Source organism: Paenibacillus sp. FSL R5-192 (genome assembly GCF_000517845.1).
Classification (GTDB): domain Bacteria; phylum Bacillota; class Bacilli; order Paenibacillales; family Paenibacillaceae; genus Paenibacillus; species Paenibacillus amylolyticus.
This window is the reverse complement of record NZ_ASPR01000022.1, coordinates 34351-53339: the sequence shown is the minus strand read 5'-3', so window position 1 is coordinate 53339 and position 18989 is coordinate 34351. Positions and strand designations below refer to the sequence as shown.

The window sequence follows — 18989 nt, the reverse complement described above, 5'->3', positions numbered from 1 at the left end:
GAGTTTAACCAATGCAAGATGAGATGTATGTGGACGGATTACCAAATCCGATTGAAGCCGTTTTGTTCGACAAGGACGGGACATTACTTGATTTTACGGGCATGTGGGGGTTCTGGACCGATTGTGTGTTGAACGACTTCAGAGACCAGTTGGCGACCAGGGGACTTCGTATCGATACAGAGGAATTCCCACAGATCTGGGGTACATTCCACGATGACCAAGGCCGGATGAATGGGTATGACGTGCGGGGGCCACTTGCGATGGGCACGATGGATGAAGTGTATGCCGTGCTGACGTGGCATGGATATCGTGCGGGTCTCAGCTGGGCGGAAGCCAAGATTATAGTCCGGGAGTGTTTGGCGCGAGCGGAGGAAGAGATGGAACAGCATCGTCCGGCACGTCCGTTACCGGGAGTTCAAGAATTCCTTGAACAGTGCCGTAGCGAAGGTGTCGCTATGGGTGTCGTGACGGCAGATGATACACCCAGTGCAATTAAACATTTACAGTGGATGGGACTGGATTCCTTTTTTGACGTGGTGATTGGTACAGATCTGGTGGAGCGGGGCAAACCTTTTCCCGATATGCTACTGCTTGCCTGTGAACGGTTGGGTGTATCCGTGCAGTATACCGTGGTCATTGGAGATACGGACGGAGACATGGAGATGGCACGAACCGCTGGTGCGGGGTACAGGATGGGCATTGGAGAACCGGGAAAAATCCGCTTGGCGGATAGAACGATTCAATCCTTCCATGAATTGCTGAATGGTGGGCTGAATCGATGACAAACAGTCACGCCTACTTGGGCTGGGTACTGTTGGCACTGGCCATCGGGCTGGAGCTGAGCGCTACCATTTTGCTGAAAGTATCGGATGGATTCTCGCGGTTATGGCCTTCGGTGTTGATGTTTGTCTGTTATGGCGCAAGCTTTACATTTCTTAATTTTGCAGTGAAGTATATGCCGCTGGCTGTGGCCTATGCGATCTGGTCTGGCGTGGGCATTACGCTTATTGGCGTCGTAGGGCATTACTATTTTGGTGAACGTCTGCGGCTCACGTCGATGGTCTGGATCGGTTTTATTCTGATTGGCATTATTGGACTGAAATGGAGTGATTCTTGATGAGAAATGAACATACACCGGAGCAACCTATTGCCAGCTTCCAGGTCATTACAGACACACATGTGCGAGATGAGGCAGACCATATTCATAACCGGCATCTGGACCAAGCATTAGCCGACATAGCTACATTTAGTCAGGGGAGCAGCGGGATTATGCATGTGGGCGATGTGACAGATCGGGGGCTGCCGAGCGAATATCGTGAGTTGCAACGCATATGGAAGCAACATGCGGAGAGTTTGCCGGATATTCGTTACACGGTAGGTAATCATGATATTGGAGCCGTGGTATGGCAAGATCCGCCGATCGTTTTGCTTGAGATGAAAGAGGATGAAGTAGCCGAGTTGTTGGAGCAGGAAGCAGATATAGAGCTGGTCACTAAACAAACCGCTGCTGAATCAGCTGCACTGATTGAGCAGTTATCCGGTGGAACCTATACGTTGTCTGCTGCACCTTCGGAGCAGGTGGACCAAGACGGGGGACCGATCTCTTCAGGAGTAGACCCCATTACAGTCGCAGGGTTGTGGCAGCGTCGATTAAGTGATTTTGAAAGGACGACAGGCATGAAGGGCTCTTACCACGACCATTGGATTGATGGGTATCATTATATATTCCTGGGCACCGAGCAACCTCATCCGAAGGATTGCGATATGTCGTTCGAACAATTGGAGTGGCTGGATGCGAAGTTGTCTGAGCATGCAACACTCGATCATCCCATCTTCCTATTCTTACACCAGCCGCTTATGGATACGGTAGCAGGATCGCTGAAGGAACAGGGATGGTATGGTGTGAATCAGGATGCGGAACTCAAGGTCGTTCTGGCCAATTACCCGCAAGTGATTCTCTTCTCCGGTCATACCCATTGGCAACTGGAAGCACAGCATACGATGTACGATGGTGCAGGCCACATGCCAACCATGTTCAATGCGTCGTCTGTAGGTTATCTATGGACGGATCAGGATGAACATCTGGAGGGCAGCGAAGGGCTTCATGTGGAGGTTTATAAGGATCGAGTGGTTGTAAAGGGGCGGAACTTTGTTACGAGCGAATGGATTGAGGGTGCTGAGTTTACGGTGCGTTATCCTGTAAAAGGGTAGTTATTTGGGTGGTGAAAAGGAAAGGGTTACTCTAAGGGTCAATGCCATTAAGACAAGTTAAACTTGATGACATTGCTTAATGGGTGGCCTTTTTGGTGTTCATCTTAAAGATATATATCAGATCATCCACCCCATAAAGTTCCACGTGAAACGTAGCAGGGGAGGCTAGAGTTGGGTAAAGTTGTAAATGGGTATGACAACAAACTATACTCAAATAAGTACACATGAACTCATTCATCGTTAGTCTAACCTATTTACGGAGAGGAAGTAGAAGTGGCATGAGAGAACTTCAAGTTCAAACGACATATGGTACCGTTCAAGGCGAACTTTTGCACGACGCAAGTGTATGGAAAGGCATTCCCTATGCGAAACCTCCGGTAGGTGAGCTGCGTTTCAAGGCTCCGGTACGGCCCGAGTCATGGGATGGAATCAGACAGGCCACTCAATTTGGACCTGAGAATATACAACCACGAAATCATCAACCAGAAGGCCAGACAGAAATTCCGAATGAGTCAGAAGATAGTTTATATCTGAACATCTGGGCACCTAAGGGAAAAAGAGCAACACCACTGCCGGTCATGGTATGGATTCACGGTGGTTCCTTTGTAACAGGTTCAGGTAGCCAGCCGATGTATGATGGTACACAGTTAGCGGTTCGGGGGGACGTCATCGTTGTGACGATCAACTACCGATTAGGACCTTTGGGTTTCCTGCATATGGCTCCATTAGGTGATTCATATGTATCCAATGCAGGTCTGCTGGATCAGGTTGCGGCATTACAGTGGGTGAAGGATAATATCTCTGCTTTTGGTGGTAACCCAGATCAAGTTACGGTGTTCGGCGAATCAGCAGGTAGCATGAGTATTGCAGCACTGATGGCGATGCCAGCGGCTAAAGGACTGTTCCAACGTGCCATTATGGAGAGTGGTGCATCCCAGTTCATGCCGGCAGAGCAAGCTTCAGCGTTGCGGGAAGGGATGTTAAAGATTCTTGGGGTGGACGGGGACAACCTGCAGAAGTTAAATACAATTCCTGTAGAGCAGATTATTGCAGCCGGTGAAACGGTCAAACAGCAGAGCGGGGCAGGTATGGCATTATTCTTCCAACCTGTATTGGATGGGCAGACACTACCACAGGTGCCACTTCAGGCAGTGAGCGAAGGCTCAGCGCAGGATATTCCGGTGCTGATTGGTACGACATTACACGAGGGTGCGCTGTTCATCCAGCCACATGTGCCTTTTTCAAAAGAAATCGATATGGTTCAGGGCGTAGACTTTATGACGCCAGATCTGGAGAACCGGGTAGCCATCGCGGATAGTTATCCAAAAACGGCAGATGGACAAGCCCAAGTCATGACCGATATGTTCTTCTGGCGGTCAGCGCTGCAATATGCTGCGGCACAGCAGAAGTATGCCCCGGTGTGGATGTATCGATTTGATTGGGTGATGCCAGAACATCCCTTGTTAAAAAGAGCGATTCACAGCATCGAAATGTTCTTTGTGTTTAATACACTGCATGTCCTCAAATTCATGAATGCGGAGCCGGATGAAGCCGCGGCGGCACTTGCCCTCAAGGTACAGGATGCCTGGATTTCCTTTGCCAAGAATGGCCAACCTGAAGTTGCAGGTGTGAACTGGCCTGAATATGAGCAGGATCGTGCGACACTAATCTTCAACCATGAGATTGAGGTCATACATGATCCGGATGCAGCCAAGCGAGAGCTGTTAGGGTTATAATCCAGGCTGATTATTTGAATAGATACTCTGAATAACTGCTATGCGCCCGATCAAAAGAGGACGTTCATCTCATAATGAACGTCCTCTTTTTGTAATCCGGCTGAATAATAAGCAGAACGTAAGCACTGAAGAGGTACATTGTGCCGTTATACTCCAAACATTATTTACGAGAGGCACGTGTGCGGGACACCTCATCGAAGTAGAAGGAACGTTTTCCACGGGAGAAGAGCACGATCAAGACATGAACAAAGAGCACGGCGTAGACTAACATATAGATGCCGAATGTCCCCAGTGAGATCCACATTTGATAAGGCTGAAGCATAACATCCTGATGACCTGAAAAAGCATAATCGTTGACCAAGCGAATGATCGTAACGAGCAGCCATGGAACATAGAGTGCGGCAAATCTTTTGAATAACGATTCACTGGTAGGTGTGCCGGTCTGACGATTCACATAGCGGAATCGCAAGATGGCCGAGCCTGGAGTTACCCCATTTCGCACCCAAGGTATGAAGAACAGTACAATGACCATAGCAATGGATGTACTTAGCGCATCACTGATCACATCAGATGCTGTGAAGATTGATATTAGAATCGAAAGGAAGACAACAATGATTCCATCAATAATTAACGCGAGCAATTGAGGCATAGTATACACTCGGTTTTGCTCCACGATCTGTTCACTCTTCGCCTGAATGCTTGCACGTGATGGGAATAAAGCAAGCAGGATGGGCGCTGTGAAAAATCCAATGACTGCTCCCGAAGTATTCAATAACAGATCATCTACATCGAAGAGGCGGTAAGGACAATTATAATACCCGTAGAATCCGGTGATTTGAGTGATCTCGAAGAATAAGGAAAGCCCGAATCCACCAAGCAGGGCGTACTTCCAGAATGATCTCTTTTGAAAAAAATAACGGATATATACACCCAGCGGCATGAGAAGCAGGACGTTAAACAATACTTGCAGAAAGGCTCTTCCTTGAATCATGCTGAGATAGCTGGAAGGCTGGGTCCATACAATGGGTGTTTCCTTCATGATGTCTTTGACAAAAGTGAATGGAACCAGATTGTAGTAGATCGTGTCAGCGGCTTGCTGCGCACAGGTATCTCGCGTAGTCGGAAACGGGAGAATGACGAGGCAATAGGCGGCCAGAATATAAAAGATAAACGAAAAGCTGATGCCAAACCGTGACCAGCTGAAGAAACCGTCTTTACGATACCCGTAGATCAACCACGGCACCAGCAAAAACATGGCCGCAACAACAAAGATCAAAAAAGCCATTTGCACAGGGAAAACATATGAGGACATGAGTAGTAACTCCTTTGGTTTTAAGTATAATAACATTCATAGAGACATTAAAATTCATGTATGTGTAGTGCGTATCTAATAGTTACATCATAAGTAGTTACCCTTAAAGTGAGGGATGCATGAACCTTAAATTTGGTTTAAATCCATCCATGCAGTGACCAAGCGTATGGAATATACCGTCGAAATCCCGTATACTTGCGGGAATGCCAATCGTAGAATGGAGAGTTTAATACATATGTCTAATTTGCCTAACTGCCCCAAATGTAATTCAGAGTACACGTACGAGGATGGTAACCTGTTGGTTTGCCCAGAGTGCGCGCATGAATGGTCTTTGGAAGCAGACAATGATAACGCAGAGGATACAAAAGTAATCCGCGATGCCAACGGAAATGTACTAAGTGATGGCGATACCGTTACCGTCATTAAAGATCTGAAGGTAAAAGGTAGCTCGCTTGTAGTCAAACAGGGCACGAAGGTGAAGAATATCCGCCTGATTGATGGGGATCATGATATTGATTGCAAGATTGACAGCTTGGGTGCGATGAAGCTGAAGTCTGAGTTTGTGAAAAAGATATAAGATCGAGAAACGTTCAGTTCCGCATTCAATGGGAATTGAACGTTTTTTGTTTGACAGGAAATATTTAGTAGATATATACTGGTTGGAATTTAATTTTTTTGAACATGGATGAGTAGTCTACATATAAGAAAAGGGCAGGTGTCAGAGCGATGAAGAGAGATCACATTATTGAATATTATTCCGGGTTTGATGAGTGGGGCAGACTGGAGCGGGAACCAATTGAATTCATCATTAACATGCATTACATCAGGGAACATCTCCCCGCTACTGGTTGTATTCTGGATAATGGCGCAGGACCAGGGAAGTATGCCATTGAGCTTGCGAAGCTGGGGTACAAGGTCACTTTATCGGATCTGACACCTTCCTCCGTGGATACTGCGAGGCAAAAGGCTCAGGAGTTTGGTTTGACACAGCAATTCGATGGGTTCCATGTTCTCGATGCCACTTCGCTCTCTGGTATGGCTGACGAGACGTACAATGCGTCCCTCATGCTGGGGCCGTTATACCATCTGCAGACAGACGAAGAGCGCACGGCTGCTGTACAGGAGCTGTACCGTGTGACCAAGCGAGGGGGCGTGGTGTTTGTAGCCATGCAGAGCCGAATGCGCATGAGTATCAATTCGCTGCAATCCCCGCAGCATTGGAAGCCGAATGATAACATGGCAGCCATCCGTTCTTTTGTGGAAAATGGTATATTCGATCATCAGGATCAAGGACGATTTACGGGAGCATACTATTTTAATATTCAGGACGTTACACCCTTCATGGAGCAACATGGATTTGAAACCGTTGATTTGATTGGTTCATCCAGCCTTAGAGCGATGTTTACGGACGAGCAGCAGCAATACTGGAAAGAGCGTGGCGAGTATGATGAACTTATGCAATATATGATTGAAGCCGCCAAAGACCCTTCCATATTGGGAATCTCGTCTCATCTGCTGTACATCGGGAGGAAGAAATAATAGACTTACAGGCAATGCTCTAAAAATCTATGTATTTTAGAATTTCAGCCCGTGGAATACTGTTTCCACATGATATAATATCTCTATCTAATGGTCTGGAGGTGTCACTATGCAATGGAAGGAAGTTCAGGAGCGATTCCCTAATGAGTGGGTCGTTTTTGAGGCAACCAAGGCGCATTCTAGAGAAGGCCGGCGTTATATTGAAGAGATGGCAGTGATTGATTCATTTGATGATTCTACAAAGGCACTAAAACGTTATGGTGAATTGCATCAGGAAGATCCCAGACGGGAATACTGCTTTTTTCACACTTCACGTCCAGAAGTTGTGGCAAGAGAACGATATGTTGGCATGAGAGGTCCTCGATGAAAATTTCAGATGGAACAACGATTAATGAATTTCAAGTTGAAATAGGAAATATGGATTATGGTTTGGAGATTGACGGAATTCTGGGATTTAATTTTATGAAACAGACCGGTGTTGTAATTAATGCCAACCTGATGGAACTAAGTATAGATAAGCTGTAATCTATAGAAAATAAACATAAATGTGCCCTCTGGAAACAGGGGGTACTTGTGTTTTTCATCAAAATAGTTCAATATTAAGATACATAACAAAAGGTGATCTACTTACAATAGGTAAGATGAACAACGGATCGCTTCATACCAGGGAGGAACAGACAATGGAAATCGGAATTAGTACATTTGTGGAGACGAATCCGGATGTAAAAACAGGAGAACTTATCAGTCATGCGCAGCGTATTCGGGATGTTGTTGAAGAGATTGTTTTGGCAGATCAGGTAGGTCTGGATGTATATGGCGTGGGAGAACATCATCGTGCCGACTACGCCGCTTCATCACCAGCTGTCATTCTGGCGGCCGCAGCTTCACAGACCAAGAATATTCGCTTGACGAGTGCGGTAACCGTGCTGTCATCGCATGATCCGGTACGGGTCTATCAGGATTTTGCGACACTGGACGGCATTTCGAACGGGCGTGCAGAGATTATGGCAGGGCGGGGATCATTTATCGAATCGTTCCCACTGTTTGGCTATGATCTGAACGACTACGATGAGTTATTCGACGAGAAACTCGATTTGCTTCTCAAACTGCGTGATTCGGAAAAAGTAACCTGGGAAGGCAAACACCGTCCTTCCTTTAACAATCTGGGCATCTACCCGCGCCCGGTACAGGAGAAACTTCCGGTATGGATTGGCAGTGGCGGTAATCAGGAATCCGTAGTTCGTGCAGGACTGCTCGGTCTGCCATTGGTGCTTGCCATTATCGGTGGTCGTCCGGTGCAATTCGCACCACTGGTGGAGCTGTACAAGAAAGCAGCTGCACATGCAGGACATGATGCTTCCAAGCTGACCGTTGCTTCTCACTCTCACGGCTTCATTGCCGATACAACAGACGAAGCCGTTGAGAAATTCTTCCCGCCAGCGCAAGCGGTCATGAACATACTGGGCCGTGAACGTGGATGGGGACACTACAGCCGTGCGACATTTGATGCAGCACGCAGCCTGGAAGGTGCATTGTATGTAGGTGATGTGGAGACCGTAGCTCAGAAAATTATTTATCTGCGCAAAGAAGTTGGGATTACACGCTTCATGTTGCACACCCCACTCGGCACCATGCCGCACAACGAGGTCATGAGAGCGATCGAACTGCTTGGTAAAGAAGTCGCTCCAATCGTGCGTAAAGAAATTGCACGTTGGGAAGCTGAGAACGAAGAGGCACGTTAATCGACTGAAACCGTTACGGAACTAGATGAGTCAACAAAACAAAGGAGCATGCCCTAGGCGTATTACGCCAATGGGGCTGCTCCTTTTTGTTTATCTTCTAAAAGTATCTAAAACAGCACAGATGTAATGCTTACCCATTCGCAGATGTACTCACAAGGGAGTGTATAACCATGGACAACGTATGATCATAGAGGGTTTTGGCAGCTTCTTCGCTCTCAATATGGCCTCCCAAATACAGATGAATAACACCGTGTAAGGGAGCCCAGATCATCCGAACCGCAAGCAGGGGATCTTGCACCTGAAGCATTCCCTGTTCAATTGCTACCTCAACCAAGGCAGACACTTGTTTCAGTGCAGTTGCTGTACCCTGTAAGGTCTCTCCATCTGGTTTGAATTCGGAAAAAGATCCTCCAAACATCAGCTGATAGAAGCTGGATTGAGAAATGCCGAAGTCCCAGTAGACGTGGGCCAGATCACGGAAATATTGTTCGAACGATGCCTGCCGGGGGATAGTTTCAAATCGCTGGGCCATGAGGGAGCATCCCTCTAAATATAGATGTTTGGCTAACCCTTCTTTTTTGCCAAAAAGGTTATATATGATTTTGGTGGAGCACTCCATGCGTTCAGCTACACGGCGTACTGTGACAGCTTCCGGTCCATGCTCTTGCAGTAAAGCAGCAGCAGCATGCACAATATTTTGTCTCAAATTATCCGAGTGCTGCAGTCTGGCTTCCTGAAAGGTTGTTACCGTATGTGCAGATTCCGTGGAACCCGAATTAAGATCCTTCATTGATTTCATCCTCGTAACCGTATTGTTGTTGAACAGAAACTACGTTTCCTTTTCTTAAGGTCATTCTACTGTTTTACGCCGGATGACGTCAATTTAATCCGAATTTAGTAAGTAAGAACCACGTTCTAGATCCAAATTTAACAAATGTATTTGATAGCGTCATGGATTTTGGTTACGATGATTCTATACAGAAACAGTGTTTCCTAAAGAAAACACCGTTTAAATTATGCACAGAGGATGGATGAGAGATGATAAAGGAACAGCATCAATGGGTACTTATTACAGGTGCTTCTTCAGGTATTGGGGAAATTTTTGCCCTCGAAATGGCTTCCAAGGGTAAAAATATTGTGCTGGTGGCCAGAACAGAATCCAAACTGAATCAATTGGCAGAACGTATAGAACGTACATATCAAGTAAGGGCTGAGGTAATCGTATCGGATCTTTCCGAAGTAGAGGCACCTCAGAACGTATATGAGGAATGTCAGAATCGGGGAATACACATCGATATGCTGATTAACAATGCGGGATTTGCTACCCATGGATGTTTTGAACAGGTGGATGGTTCCCGGCAGCAGGAGGAAATTATGTTGAACGTGCTCGCCTTGACAAACATGACGCATCTTTTCTTGCCAGGCATGTTACAGAAGAAAAATGGTGCTGTCATTAATGTCTCTTCGACGGCTGCCTTTCAACCTGATCCGTATATGGCTGTGTATGGAGCAACGAAGGCATTTGTACTTTCTTTTACAGAGGCATTATACGAAGAAAACAGGAAGCGTGGCGTTCAGTTTTTGGCACTATGCCCAGGTTCAACCGAGACTTCGTTCTTTGATGTAGTGGGTGCTGATGAAGCCTCGGTGGGTAAACGTGATACCCCTGAGCATGTCGTGGCGGTGGCCATGAGTGCACTCGAGTCAGGCAAACCTTATGCTGTGCCGGGGGCCGGTAATTACTGGACAGCGCAGTTCACCCGCCTCGTGCCACGCAAGTTGATGTTGCGAATCGTAGGAAGTATGCTCCGTCCACGTTCGAAGGATGGTAAAGCAGAAAAATTACAAGCCTGATTAGGGTAGAGGGTAGAAGATTTAGGCCAAAATGCCTTTGGCCCGAGCTTCCTTTATCCAATCTGGAAATTCAGTAAGGAGACGATCGTACAATTCTTCATCGCTGATCTTGGAAATGTCGTCCAATGCAAAAAAGTCAGCATTATCGATGAAACGTCCAGTCATGTCATCGAGTTTCTCGAGAATACCGTAATTGGCTTGGCCTAGGCCAACAAATTGCCAGAACAGGTTTTTGGTTGAGCTTTCGGTAATAAGCCGCATGATTTTCCCTTTTTGACTGACTCCACCATCGCTAAAAAAGATAATATACGTTGGCATCTTCACATCGGGTTCCTCGATCGTATATTTGCGAATGACATCCTGCATCACAGGAGGTTCGTTATTGGTACCGCCTTTACTTCCCAGCGTATATGTGCGCTCAATATAATTCTCGAAATCCCTGGCGGTGACGCTAGGTGCACGCAAGAAGTCTTTGGCGAAGAACCAGACGTCCAGCTCTCCGTTATCATCAAAAGCGGATGCAATCGCCAGGATACGCTCGAAGGCTTCTTGCACGATGCCTTTACGATACAGATGGTACATGGAGCCTGATGCATCAAATACAACGGCCACACGTGCCTGTATAGGTTCGATCTTTTTCTTTTGCAGAGAGAGGGTTACTTTACGCTTGAGGAGATCGATCTTGGTCAGGTTAAGCGGCGGATGAATCGTGTTTGGTGCAGCAACAGGTGCCAAGACTTCTGGAGAGGCCGCTGCTACTTCAGCTTGTGCCGTGAGAAGAACCTGTTCCGCTTCCGAGGTGTCGTTACTCTCAATTTCAACACCGAAGGACTCTGCCAGCGGCTGCAATCCACCAAAGAAACCTCGCCCAATCGCACGAACTTTAAACCCGTCACGATACTTATAGATTTCAATGAGAATAAGTGCTGTTTCCGCAGTGACCTGTGTGATCTCATAGGTGATCTGCTGGGAACCCGCTTGTACAATTGCCTGACATGCCTGAACATCGGCGAAAGTCCCTCCCGCATCCAGAGTAGCCGTAAACACACATTTTTCCACAGGGGCCTGCCGTAATTGATTCGTATCCAGTACAAAAGAGGATTTCAGTTCCTCTGTCTGTTGGAGAAGTACACTTTGATGGGGATCAGCCGTCTGATTATAAAATACAAAATAGTCGTCAGATGGAACCGTTCCCTCTTCGTTCACCATAAAGCAGCTAACATCCAAGGGAGAAGGAGATGATGTACATTGAATGGTTACCTGAAGTTGGGTGGATTCGTTGATACTGATATTCTGGCCTGTGTTTAAGTGGATGAACGAATCTGTCATAATCGGATGCGCCTCTCTTCTCCAATATAATGGTTGAAAATGTACAGTAACAAGATCGATTCTGAGACAAATGTTTCCATAAGTCAATCTTTTCACCGTTGTTCCTACGCCTCATCAGACTCGTACTTTTCCCGATGCTCCTTCTTCATCTTCACATAGTCTGGATCGGTCTTCGCAATCTCCCATTGTGCTTTGAATATAGCCGCGGCTTCTGCCTTCACCTTGTCATTCTGATAGGGCAAGATTGAGCCATCCTCCTTCGAATATTTGCGTCCTCCTTTGTGATTTGTATACCGTCTGGCCCGTGTATAACCCATCTGGAGAAATTTGCGTGCCATATCCATACCCACGAAATCTCCCTTTTTCTTATAGTCCAAAAATAGCTCATAGATCTTCTCCGATGACTCTGTCGCAATCTCGGGTGTTTTGAACCGCCAGTGTGGCAGAATCTCGCCTTTGTACGGCTCTACCATCAGCACACCCTGCTCTCCCCGGCCTACGGTGTACAGCTCAGGATGTTTGCGCAGATCCAACTCATCATAATTGAGACTGTAATCAAATTTTTTCATGTATACACCCTCCTTGATAGGGATTACCCCGATTCTGAACCAACAAGCATGGTTAATGGGGAACAATAGAAGGAATTACACAGGAGGGGTAGCGGTATGGGAATGTCCGGCAGATATCTTGTGGTAACTGAGGAGCTAGTTGAATCCATCAAGTCAGGTGAGGTTAGTGTGCATGATTGTGCAGTGGATCTGGATATTGATAAAATGTGGCAGATGCTGCAGTTCACGCTGAACGGTAACTTGGTAGAAGGGGAGCCGCCCCTGGGATATCTGGTGCCTCTCGCAGGTGAGCAATACGTGGGAAACTATTCGGACATGGATCTATTTTTGCTTAGTAACGAGCAGGTGCTGGAAGCCTACATGGCATTGGAGCAGCTCACACCGGAAGAATTAAAGGAGCGGTATAGTCTGGACCGGATGATCGCTGAAGGTGTCTATCCTGTCATGGAAGATTGGGACGCGGAAGAGACATTTCAGGAGATCGTTCAGACTGTGGATGATGTCCAGGCCTTGTTTCAGGCCACGGCTGCAAGTGGGAACGGGATCATCTTTTATGTTTTCTAAGTGAGCATTGAAATTATGATGGGAATTCTATGGCCGACACTGAGGCAGGTTTGAACTACGCCTATTCGGGTTATTGATAGACACAAGGCTCAGGCCTTGATGACATGACAATCCGGTAGAGAGAGGGAATGCGATATGACACAGGATCAGAACGAAGAGAACAAAGCGATTCAAGAGGACGAGCCGGATCAATTCGAGACTCCCGCAACTGCGGAAGATGAAGAAACGGATGAGAAACTTGCAGAAGATCAGGAGAAAGAATAACTCCCAGCATTGCACAATGAAGCAGGATGTTTTATCGAAACATACGATATGCTGAAATATAGATAGACCAGAGGTCGGACATGTTCCGGCCTTTTGGTTTATTTTTTTGCGTATCCGTTTACAAGAATTACCTATACCTTCATAATGGAAATGAACCATATTTTTCTAAGGAGGAGTTCATATTACGAATCGGAAGTTAGTCCAATGGATGGCAGTGCCACTAGTACTTTTAATGGTTGTTCTTACAGGATGTCAGGCTGTGGGTGGAGTAGACGTTGGCAAAGCAATGGCCAATGGCGCGAGTATCAAGTCCGGTGAATCCAGACAATCCATGAATATAAACATAGAACCGGCTAAGGAATTTGCTACAGAAAAAGACCTTGAAATGATCGAACTTATTAACTCCATATCCCTGGATATTGATCAAGCCAAAATGAAAGATGCGAAGACAGCATCGATCAAAGGTACATTGAGCATGGAGGGAACGAAGTTACCTTTCCACGTGTCCATGAATGAGTCCCAATTGGTCATTGATCTGGACGGAGCCCAGAAACCGCTGTACATGTCTCTGGATACGTTCCAGGATGCACAGGCGCTTCCAATGGTAGATACGAAGGCTCTGGAGAAACAACTCGAGGAAATTTCCCCGAAACTGTTCTCTTTTGTCCTGAAGCATCTGTCCAATCCGAAGAACATCTCCGTAACACCGGTACAGGAATCCGTGAATGGCGAAGCACTTAGCCTCTCCAAGCTGCATCTGGAAGTTAGTGGTGAAGAGATGCTTGCCATGGTTAAACCATTCCTGACGAGTATTTCGAAGGATGAGCAAGGACTGAAAGATCTGATTGGCGATCTGTACGATGTGTTCTACCCTGTACTGGAAGCAGTGAATGAGGTAGAAGGTGGGGGAGACGACACGCTGAATTCGATCGTTCCTGAATCGAAAGATGAAGCCGTTGCGTCACTATATGCCATCATCAAAGTAGGACTGGACAGTATGCTGGTCAATTATGATCAGGAGCTGAACAACCTGTTGAATGAGACCCCTGAATTCAAAACGGTCTTTGGCACAGAAACCAAACTGAAATTGGACTTCTATCTCGACAGCAAGCTGGATATTCGCAAGCAAAACTTTGAACTGAAAGTAGCGCTGCCTGCTTCTGAGGATCTGCCGGTGAACTCTGTAACGGTAAGTGGAGACAGTGAACAGTGGAATATCGGTGGCACAGTTGCAGTTGATGAAGTGGATGTATCGGGCGGCGTTATGGATCTGATGAAGGATGATATTACGCCTGGACAGATGCTGCGCAATTTTGATTCCAATTCACTGGCTTACCAATTGCTGAAAGAGGAAGCTGGAATCACGAGTAAAAGTGTAGTGCTCTTCCCGGATGATGAATACGCTGGGGCGATCACCGTTAAGAATACAACATTTGTTCCGCTTCGCTACGTGTCTGAAGAATTGGATGCTGAAGTGAAATGGACCAAAGGCTCGAACCAAATCGTTGTCATTGACGACATCACTGGTGATGAGATTGTCCTGACCGTAGGTTCCAAGAAGGCAACCGTTGCTGGTAAAGAAGTAACCATGGTGGAATCCGCTTATGTAGGCAAAGACGGCAAGACGTATGTGCCGCTGCGCTTTATGGCTGAATCCCTTGGAGCTACTGTAGATAAGGAACAAGAAACAGGCTGGATTTACATTTACCGTCCTTAAGTGAGACGTTATAAGTAATCCTTAGTATGAGAGGGGATTTCAGAGTATGCCAGATTTCTCGTAATGATCGTGAAAAGAACACCGCAAAAATTCCGTTAGACCATGAACGGGATACGTGTGTCCTTTTGACCCATTACGAGGAGCTTCGGCGTTTCTGAAATGATGAAACGGATCGGGGAGTGCCTCTATTGGAGGTGCTCCTCTTTGTCGTTTCATCCTAAATAAATCCCCAGAGGTGTTGTATATGAAAAGTCAATTATTCACCCATTCAAACTCCGTTACGTTGCGTCCATTTACGCTTGAAGATCAGGCTGCCGTGTATGCATTAACCCAACAACCTGAAATCACAGATGTCCTGCCAGATTGGAAGATGACCGAGGAGCAGTTGCGCGAATTCTTACAATTTGTCGTTGGCAGTTACGAACAGTTCAACCCGGAAGATGTACGCATCCTGCTTGCTGTTGTACACAATAAAGATCAGCGTATCATTGGTTGGTGTGGCGTATTTCCAAATGAACTGCTGGATCGTGATGACCGTGAAGTGGCCTACGCCATCTCCCGGGATTACCGGAATAAAGGATATATCTCAGAGGCGGTGCATGCCCTAACAGCATATTTATTTGAGCATACCTTGCTGGATCGAATTGTGGGCATTGTGAAGCCCTTCAATCAGCCGTCACGCAAAGTTCTGGAGCATGCGGGTTTTCGTTATATCTCTCGCAGGAAACTTGTGGATCAGGAGAACTACGATTATTTTGAACTGCTTAAAGTAAAGTCCGAACCAGTGCAACCGAAGCAGGTACATTCTGAAATTCGCTTACGACGAGCAGAGCAGGAAGATGCAGTTGTACTTACAGAGATTTGCACTCGTGCTTTTGATCATGTCATAAAAGTCTGGGCGGATAATGAGAAGGATATCGATAGCAATCTATGCCCGCCTGATTATTCGTCAGTTCGCATGCATCGTTACGTGATCCGTGAATGGGATTATTATGTTGTAGAATCAGATGGATGCGCTATTGGCGGAGTGAGTGTTAACGTGCTTGGACGAACACATGCCAGGATCGATAAGATCTATATTGACCCCGTATGCCAGGGCCGTGGCGTTGGAACTCAAGTCATGAGGCTTATTGAGGCTGAATTTCCGCAGATTGAAACCTGGAAGCTGGAGACCTCAGGTCGGCAGCTGGATAATCATCATTTTTACGAAAAAATGGGATATGTTTGTATCTATGCATCTGAGGATGAGTTTGTATATGAGAAGAACAAGTCCGTTGATTCTTTTGATCCAACATGTGATGAGACATTAGCCAAGGACTCGGGTGAGTCGGTGGTTGAATATGTTCAAGCTAATCTGGACTCATTCCGTTACAGCACCAGTAATCTGACCAATAGTCGGATTACCGACTGCAACCTGAGTGGAAGCAAATTTACCAATTTAAATATGACCAATATATTGCTAGCTGATTTACGCCTAACTGATAGCAAGATTGAATTTTGTGCTTTGGATGGCGTTCAATTCCAAGATACACACCTTGGATCTGACCGTGTACCCATGCAGTGGGCGCATTGTGATCTTGGGGGAAGTCGTTTTATCGATTGCGATCTATCTGGGGTTCAGTTGGAACAGTGTCAAGTGAACGGGATGAAGATCAATGGAGTAGAAGTAGAGAAATTACTTGCAGCCTATGAGGCTATGAAGTCCTGAGGACGAATGGCAGGGCCAGTACGGAAGCATAATAATCCGGTTGAGATGATGGCTGTAACTGTTCCCCGTTAGATTAGAGCAAATGAAGAAATGGGTATTTACGTATGGAGGATGTCAAAACAGCAAAGGGAGGTCTATGGATTATGACTGAACGATTTGCGGGTAAAGTGGTACTGATTACAGGCGGTGGCTCCGGTCTTGGACGATCAGCTGCTGTGGAAGTTGCACGTGAAGGGGCGAAGCTTGCCCTAGTGGATGTGAACATGAAGGCGCTGGAAGAGACCAAGCGTGTGATCTCGGAAGAGGTACAGCATGCCGAGTTTCTGTTAATCGAAGGTGACGTATCGGACGAAGAAGCTGTGAAGAAGTATGTTAGTGATACGGTCAATGAATTTGGGAGTATTGATGCATTTTTCAACAATGCAGGCATTGAAGGCAAGCAGAACCTGATCGAGAACTACGAGACGGAGATGTTCAATAAAGTTATCGATATCAATCTGAAGGGTGTATTTTTCGGGTTGAAGCACGTTCTACCTGTGATGAAAAAACAGGGAGAAGGCTACATCGTGAATGCGTCCTCTGTTGGTGGGATTCGCGCCGTGCCAAACCTGGTTGCCTACGGAGCCAGCAAACATGCCGTAGCCGGCATGACCAAAGATGCAGCGATTGAATACGCCGAGCACGGGATCAGCGTTAATGCAATTGCACCTGGAGCCATTCTGACAGATATGGTCATCGGTTCGTTCAAACAGATCAATCCGAATGACTGGGAGTCAGCATCCAAAGAGTTCGTGAAGGACAACCCGGCGAAGCGTTTGGGTGAACCGAAGGAAGTAGGGCGTCTCGTTGCCTTCCTGCTGTCCGGCGAAGCACCATTTATCAATGGAGCCATTATTCCGATTGATGGTGCGCAGTCAGCCAAATATTGATCCCATAATCATCAACAGCACATCGATGCGACATAGATATATACCGAAGAACGCCCTTTTTCGCCAATGTGCGGATGGGGCGTTCTTTTTGGTGTGATATTTAAGGGGGCGTATCCCGTATCCGGCAGGTTAAGTGTGCTGTAGAATTTGCGGCTTTTTGCTAAACCCGGTACTCCCGGCTGTAAAGCCCATCTGACGATAGAATTCATGTGCAGCTTCACGTTCTGGGCGATTGCCACTGTTCAGAGACAAGGAATCCACGTTATGCGTGGCTGCCCATTGTTCGGCTTCAAGAATGAGCTGACGGCCGATGCCTGAGCCCCTGAACTGGTCGTGTACAACCAATGCCAAGATGCGGCAGTGTCTTCCGTTTTTTTCATACATATAAGAAGTCTGTAATCCGATCAGTCCAACTACGCGGCCTCGTGCTTCAGCAACGAGTGTAGTAAAGTTTGCGTCCGCAGAGATATGGGTATAGCGCTCTTCCATCTCGGCGTACGTGGTGGGATAACCAAGTTGGTCCATCAGAATGACCATATCTTGCAGATCGGTAGTGGAGCTATGTCTAATCGTCACATCCAGGCTCATAATGTTGTATCCTCCTTGGGTCTTTCCTTCAACGAAAGTTCAATAATGGTATCCAGCAGTTCTGCAAAAGAAATGCCTGCAGCAGCTGCACTTTTGGGCAGCAGACTGTTACGGGTAAGACCCGGCAGCGTATTCACTTCAAGCACATACGGCATGCCCTCCCGAATCATCATATCCACGCGAGCGTAGACGCTGCATTTGAGCACCTGATAACAGGCCAAGGCCGCGGCTTCGACGCGATTGTGAAGGTCCAAAGGCAATTGCACAACCTGCTCATCGGCCCCGTGGTCATCATATTTGGAGGCATAATCGAAAAACTCGGCGCTCGAACGAATGGAGATCACCGGCAGCATCTTACCATCCAGAATGGCACAGGTAATCTCCTCACCTTCGATATACTGTTCAATCATGACCGTATCATCCCAGGCGAGGGCAGCCTCTACAGCAGTTGGCAGGGCGGAAGCTTCCTTCACCACTTGGGTACCGATGCTGGAACCGCCTGAATTGGGTTTGACCACCACGGGGTACGTTAATTGTTGAACAGCAATAGAGGACAGTTCCTCCATATGGCTCACTCGCAGCCATTCTCCAGTAAGTACACCTGCATGCTGCATGAGCTGTTTGGACATGTCTTTATCCATGCATACACTGCTTGCAAGCACACCACAGCCTGTGTAGGGAATACCCAGAGATTCTAATGTGCCTTGGACCGTACCGTCTTCGCCGTATTTGCCATGCAGGGCAAGCAGTGCCACATCGATCCCCGCTGACTTGTCGATTAGATCGCGCTTGGTATTCAGCTCAATGGGTACAACCTCGTATTTGTCTCTATTCAGGTTTGCAATCATCTCCTGTCCGGTGAGCAGGGAAATATCCCGCTCTGAAGATGTACCGCCCATAATCACGCCAACTTTCATGTGAAATCCT

Annotated in this window: 21 protein-coding genes; 15 read left to right on the top strand and 6 right to left on the bottom strand. The window is 46.8% G+C overall.

Going from position 1 to position 18989, the window contains the following annotated elements:
• Positions 1-11: 11 nt before the first annotated feature.
• From C161_RS17645 to C161_RS17630, 4 genes are all read left to right on the top strand, one after another.
• Complete coding sequence (locus tag C161_RS17645; RefSeq protein WP_235193851.1) at positions 12-782, top strand: HAD family hydrolase; 771 nt, start codon at positions 12-14, stop codon at positions 780-782.
• A complete protein-coding gene (locus C161_RS17640; RefSeq protein WP_051447260.1) occupies positions 779-1117 on the top strand; it encodes a DMT family transporter in 339 nt (112 codons plus the stop codon). Before C161_RS17645 ends, C161_RS17640 begins: the two co-directional genes overlap by 4 nt.
• On the top strand, positions 1117-2211 hold the full coding sequence (locus C161_RS17635) for a metallophosphoesterase family protein (RefSeq protein WP_036671735.1): 1095 nt from the start codon (positions 1117-1119) through the stop codon (positions 2209-2211). Before C161_RS17640 ends, C161_RS17635 begins: the two co-directional genes overlap by 1 nt.
• A 278-nt stretch (positions 2212-2489) precedes the next feature.
• Positions 2490-3947: a carboxylesterase/lipase family protein gene (locus C161_RS17630; RefSeq protein WP_036671734.1), complete on the top strand. Its 1458-nt coding sequence runs from the start codon at positions 2490-2492 to the stop codon at positions 3945-3947.
• A 160-nt stretch (positions 3948-4107) separates the two neighbouring features.
• Here C161_RS17630 and C161_RS17625 read toward each other — a convergent pair whose 3' ends face one another.
• The gene (locus tag C161_RS17625; RefSeq protein ID WP_036671733.1) at positions 4108-5259 is read right to left on the bottom strand and encodes a VanZ family protein; all 1152 of its coding nucleotides are present in this window, start codon (positions 5257-5259) and stop codon (positions 4108-4110) included.
• A gap of 235 nt (positions 5260-5494) precedes the next feature.
• Here C161_RS17625 and C161_RS17620 point away from each other — a divergent pair, with 235 nt between their 5' ends.
• The 5 genes from C161_RS17620 (at position 5495) to C161_RS17605 (ending at position 8540) form a co-directional block, all read left to right on the top strand.
• Positions 5495-5836, top strand: coding sequence for a zinc ribbon domain-containing protein YjdM (locus C161_RS17620; RefSeq protein ID WP_036612305.1), 342 nt, complete (start codon positions 5495-5497; stop codon positions 5834-5836).
• 149 nt (positions 5837-5985) lie between these two features.
• The gene (locus C161_RS17615; RefSeq protein WP_036671731.1) at positions 5986-6798 is read left to right on the top strand and encodes a class I SAM-dependent methyltransferase; all 813 of its coding nucleotides are present in this window, start codon (positions 5986-5988) and stop codon (positions 6796-6798) included.
• A 109-nt stretch (positions 6799-6907) separates the two neighbouring features.
• Complete coding sequence (locus C161_RS17610; RefSeq protein WP_036671730.1) at positions 6908-7165, top strand: hypothetical protein; 258 nt, start codon at positions 6908-6910, stop codon at positions 7163-7165.
• Entirely contained in the window at positions 7162-7323 is a 162-nt protein-coding gene (locus C161_RS32405; protein WP_156946131.1) for a hypothetical protein, read from the top strand. The genes C161_RS17610 and C161_RS32405 overlap by 4 nt, the downstream gene beginning before the upstream one ends.
• Before the next feature lie 155 nt (positions 7324-7478).
• Positions 7479-8540 carry an LLM class flavin-dependent oxidoreductase gene (locus C161_RS17605; RefSeq protein WP_036612299.1) on the top strand — a complete coding sequence of 354 codons (1062 nt, stop codon included), beginning with the start codon at positions 7479-7481 and terminating at the stop codon, positions 8538-8540.
• A gap of 130 nt (positions 8541-8670) precedes the next feature.
• On the opposite strand, the gene C161_RS17600 is transcribed toward C161_RS17605, so the two are convergent.
• The gene (locus tag C161_RS17600) at positions 8671-9330 is read right to left on the bottom strand and encodes a TetR/AcrR family transcriptional regulator (RefSeq protein WP_036671728.1); all 660 of its coding nucleotides are present in this window, start codon (positions 9328-9330) and stop codon (positions 8671-8673) included.
• Between the two features lie 248 nt (positions 9331-9578).
• On the opposite strand from C161_RS17600, the gene C161_RS17595 reads away from it, so the two are divergent.
• The gene (locus C161_RS17595) at positions 9579-10394 is read left to right on the top strand and encodes an SDR family NAD(P)-dependent oxidoreductase (RefSeq protein WP_036671727.1); all 816 of its coding nucleotides are present in this window, start codon (positions 9579-9581) and stop codon (positions 10392-10394) included.
• Positions 10395-10415: 21 nt separating this feature from the next.
• Here the strand turns inward: C161_RS17595 and C161_RS17590 are convergent, their stop codons facing one another.
• Both C161_RS17590 and C161_RS17585 read right to left on the bottom strand, forming a co-directional pair.
• Complete coding sequence (locus tag C161_RS17590) at positions 10416-11723, bottom strand: VWA domain-containing protein (RefSeq protein WP_036671725.1); 1308 nt, start codon at positions 11721-11723, stop codon at positions 10416-10418.
• 104 nt (positions 11724-11827) lie between these two features.
• Complete coding sequence (locus C161_RS17585; RefSeq protein ID WP_036671723.1) at positions 11828-12292, bottom strand: DUF4385 domain-containing protein; 465 nt, start codon at positions 12290-12292, stop codon at positions 11828-11830.
• 96 nt (positions 12293-12388) lie between these two features.
• Here C161_RS17585 and C161_RS17580 point away from each other — a divergent pair, with 96 nt between their 5' ends.
• The 5 genes from C161_RS17580 to C161_RS17565 all read left to right on the top strand — a co-directional run bounded on the left by C161_RS17580 (position 12389) and on the right by C161_RS17565 (position 17474).
• Positions 12389-12856: a YfbM family protein gene (locus tag C161_RS17580; protein ID WP_036671722.1), complete on the top strand. Its 468-nt coding sequence runs from the start codon at positions 12389-12391 to the stop codon at positions 12854-12856.
• A gap of 135 nt (positions 12857-12991) precedes the next feature.
• Positions 12992-13120 (top strand): hypothetical protein, encoded by a 129-nt coding sequence (locus tag C161_RS33340; protein WP_268745229.1) that lies wholly within the window; start codon positions 12992-12994, stop codon positions 13118-13120.
• A gap of 232 nt (positions 13121-13352) precedes the next feature.
• Complete coding sequence (locus tag C161_RS17575) at positions 13353-14837, top strand: copper amine oxidase N-terminal domain-containing protein (protein ID WP_235193850.1); 1485 nt, start codon at positions 13353-13355, stop codon at positions 14835-14837.
• 244 nt (positions 14838-15081) lie between these two features.
• Positions 15082-16545: a GNAT family N-acetyltransferase gene (locus C161_RS31605; RefSeq protein ID WP_051449791.1), complete on the top strand. Its 1464-nt coding sequence runs from the start codon at positions 15082-15084 to the stop codon at positions 16543-16545.
• A 143-nt stretch (positions 16546-16688) separates the two neighbouring features.
• Positions 16689-17474, top strand: a complete 786-nt coding sequence (locus C161_RS17565) for a glucose 1-dehydrogenase (RefSeq protein WP_036612278.1) — start codon at positions 16689-16691, stop codon at positions 17472-17474.
• A gap of 129 nt (positions 17475-17603) precedes the next feature.
• Here the strand turns inward: C161_RS17565 and C161_RS17560 are convergent, their stop codons facing one another.
• Together C161_RS17560 and C161_RS17555 are read right to left on the bottom strand one after the other, a co-directional pair.
• On the bottom strand, positions 17604-18062 hold the full coding sequence (locus C161_RS17560; RefSeq protein WP_235193849.1) for a GNAT family N-acetyltransferase: 459 nt from the start codon (positions 18060-18062) through the stop codon (positions 17604-17606).
• On the bottom strand, positions 18059-18979 hold the full coding sequence (locus tag C161_RS17555) for a D-alanine--D-alanine ligase (RefSeq protein ID WP_036671720.1): 921 nt from the start codon (positions 18977-18979) through the stop codon (positions 18059-18061). The genes C161_RS17560 and C161_RS17555 overlap by 4 nt, the downstream gene beginning before the upstream one ends.
• Positions 18980-18989 lie beyond the last annotated feature (10 nt).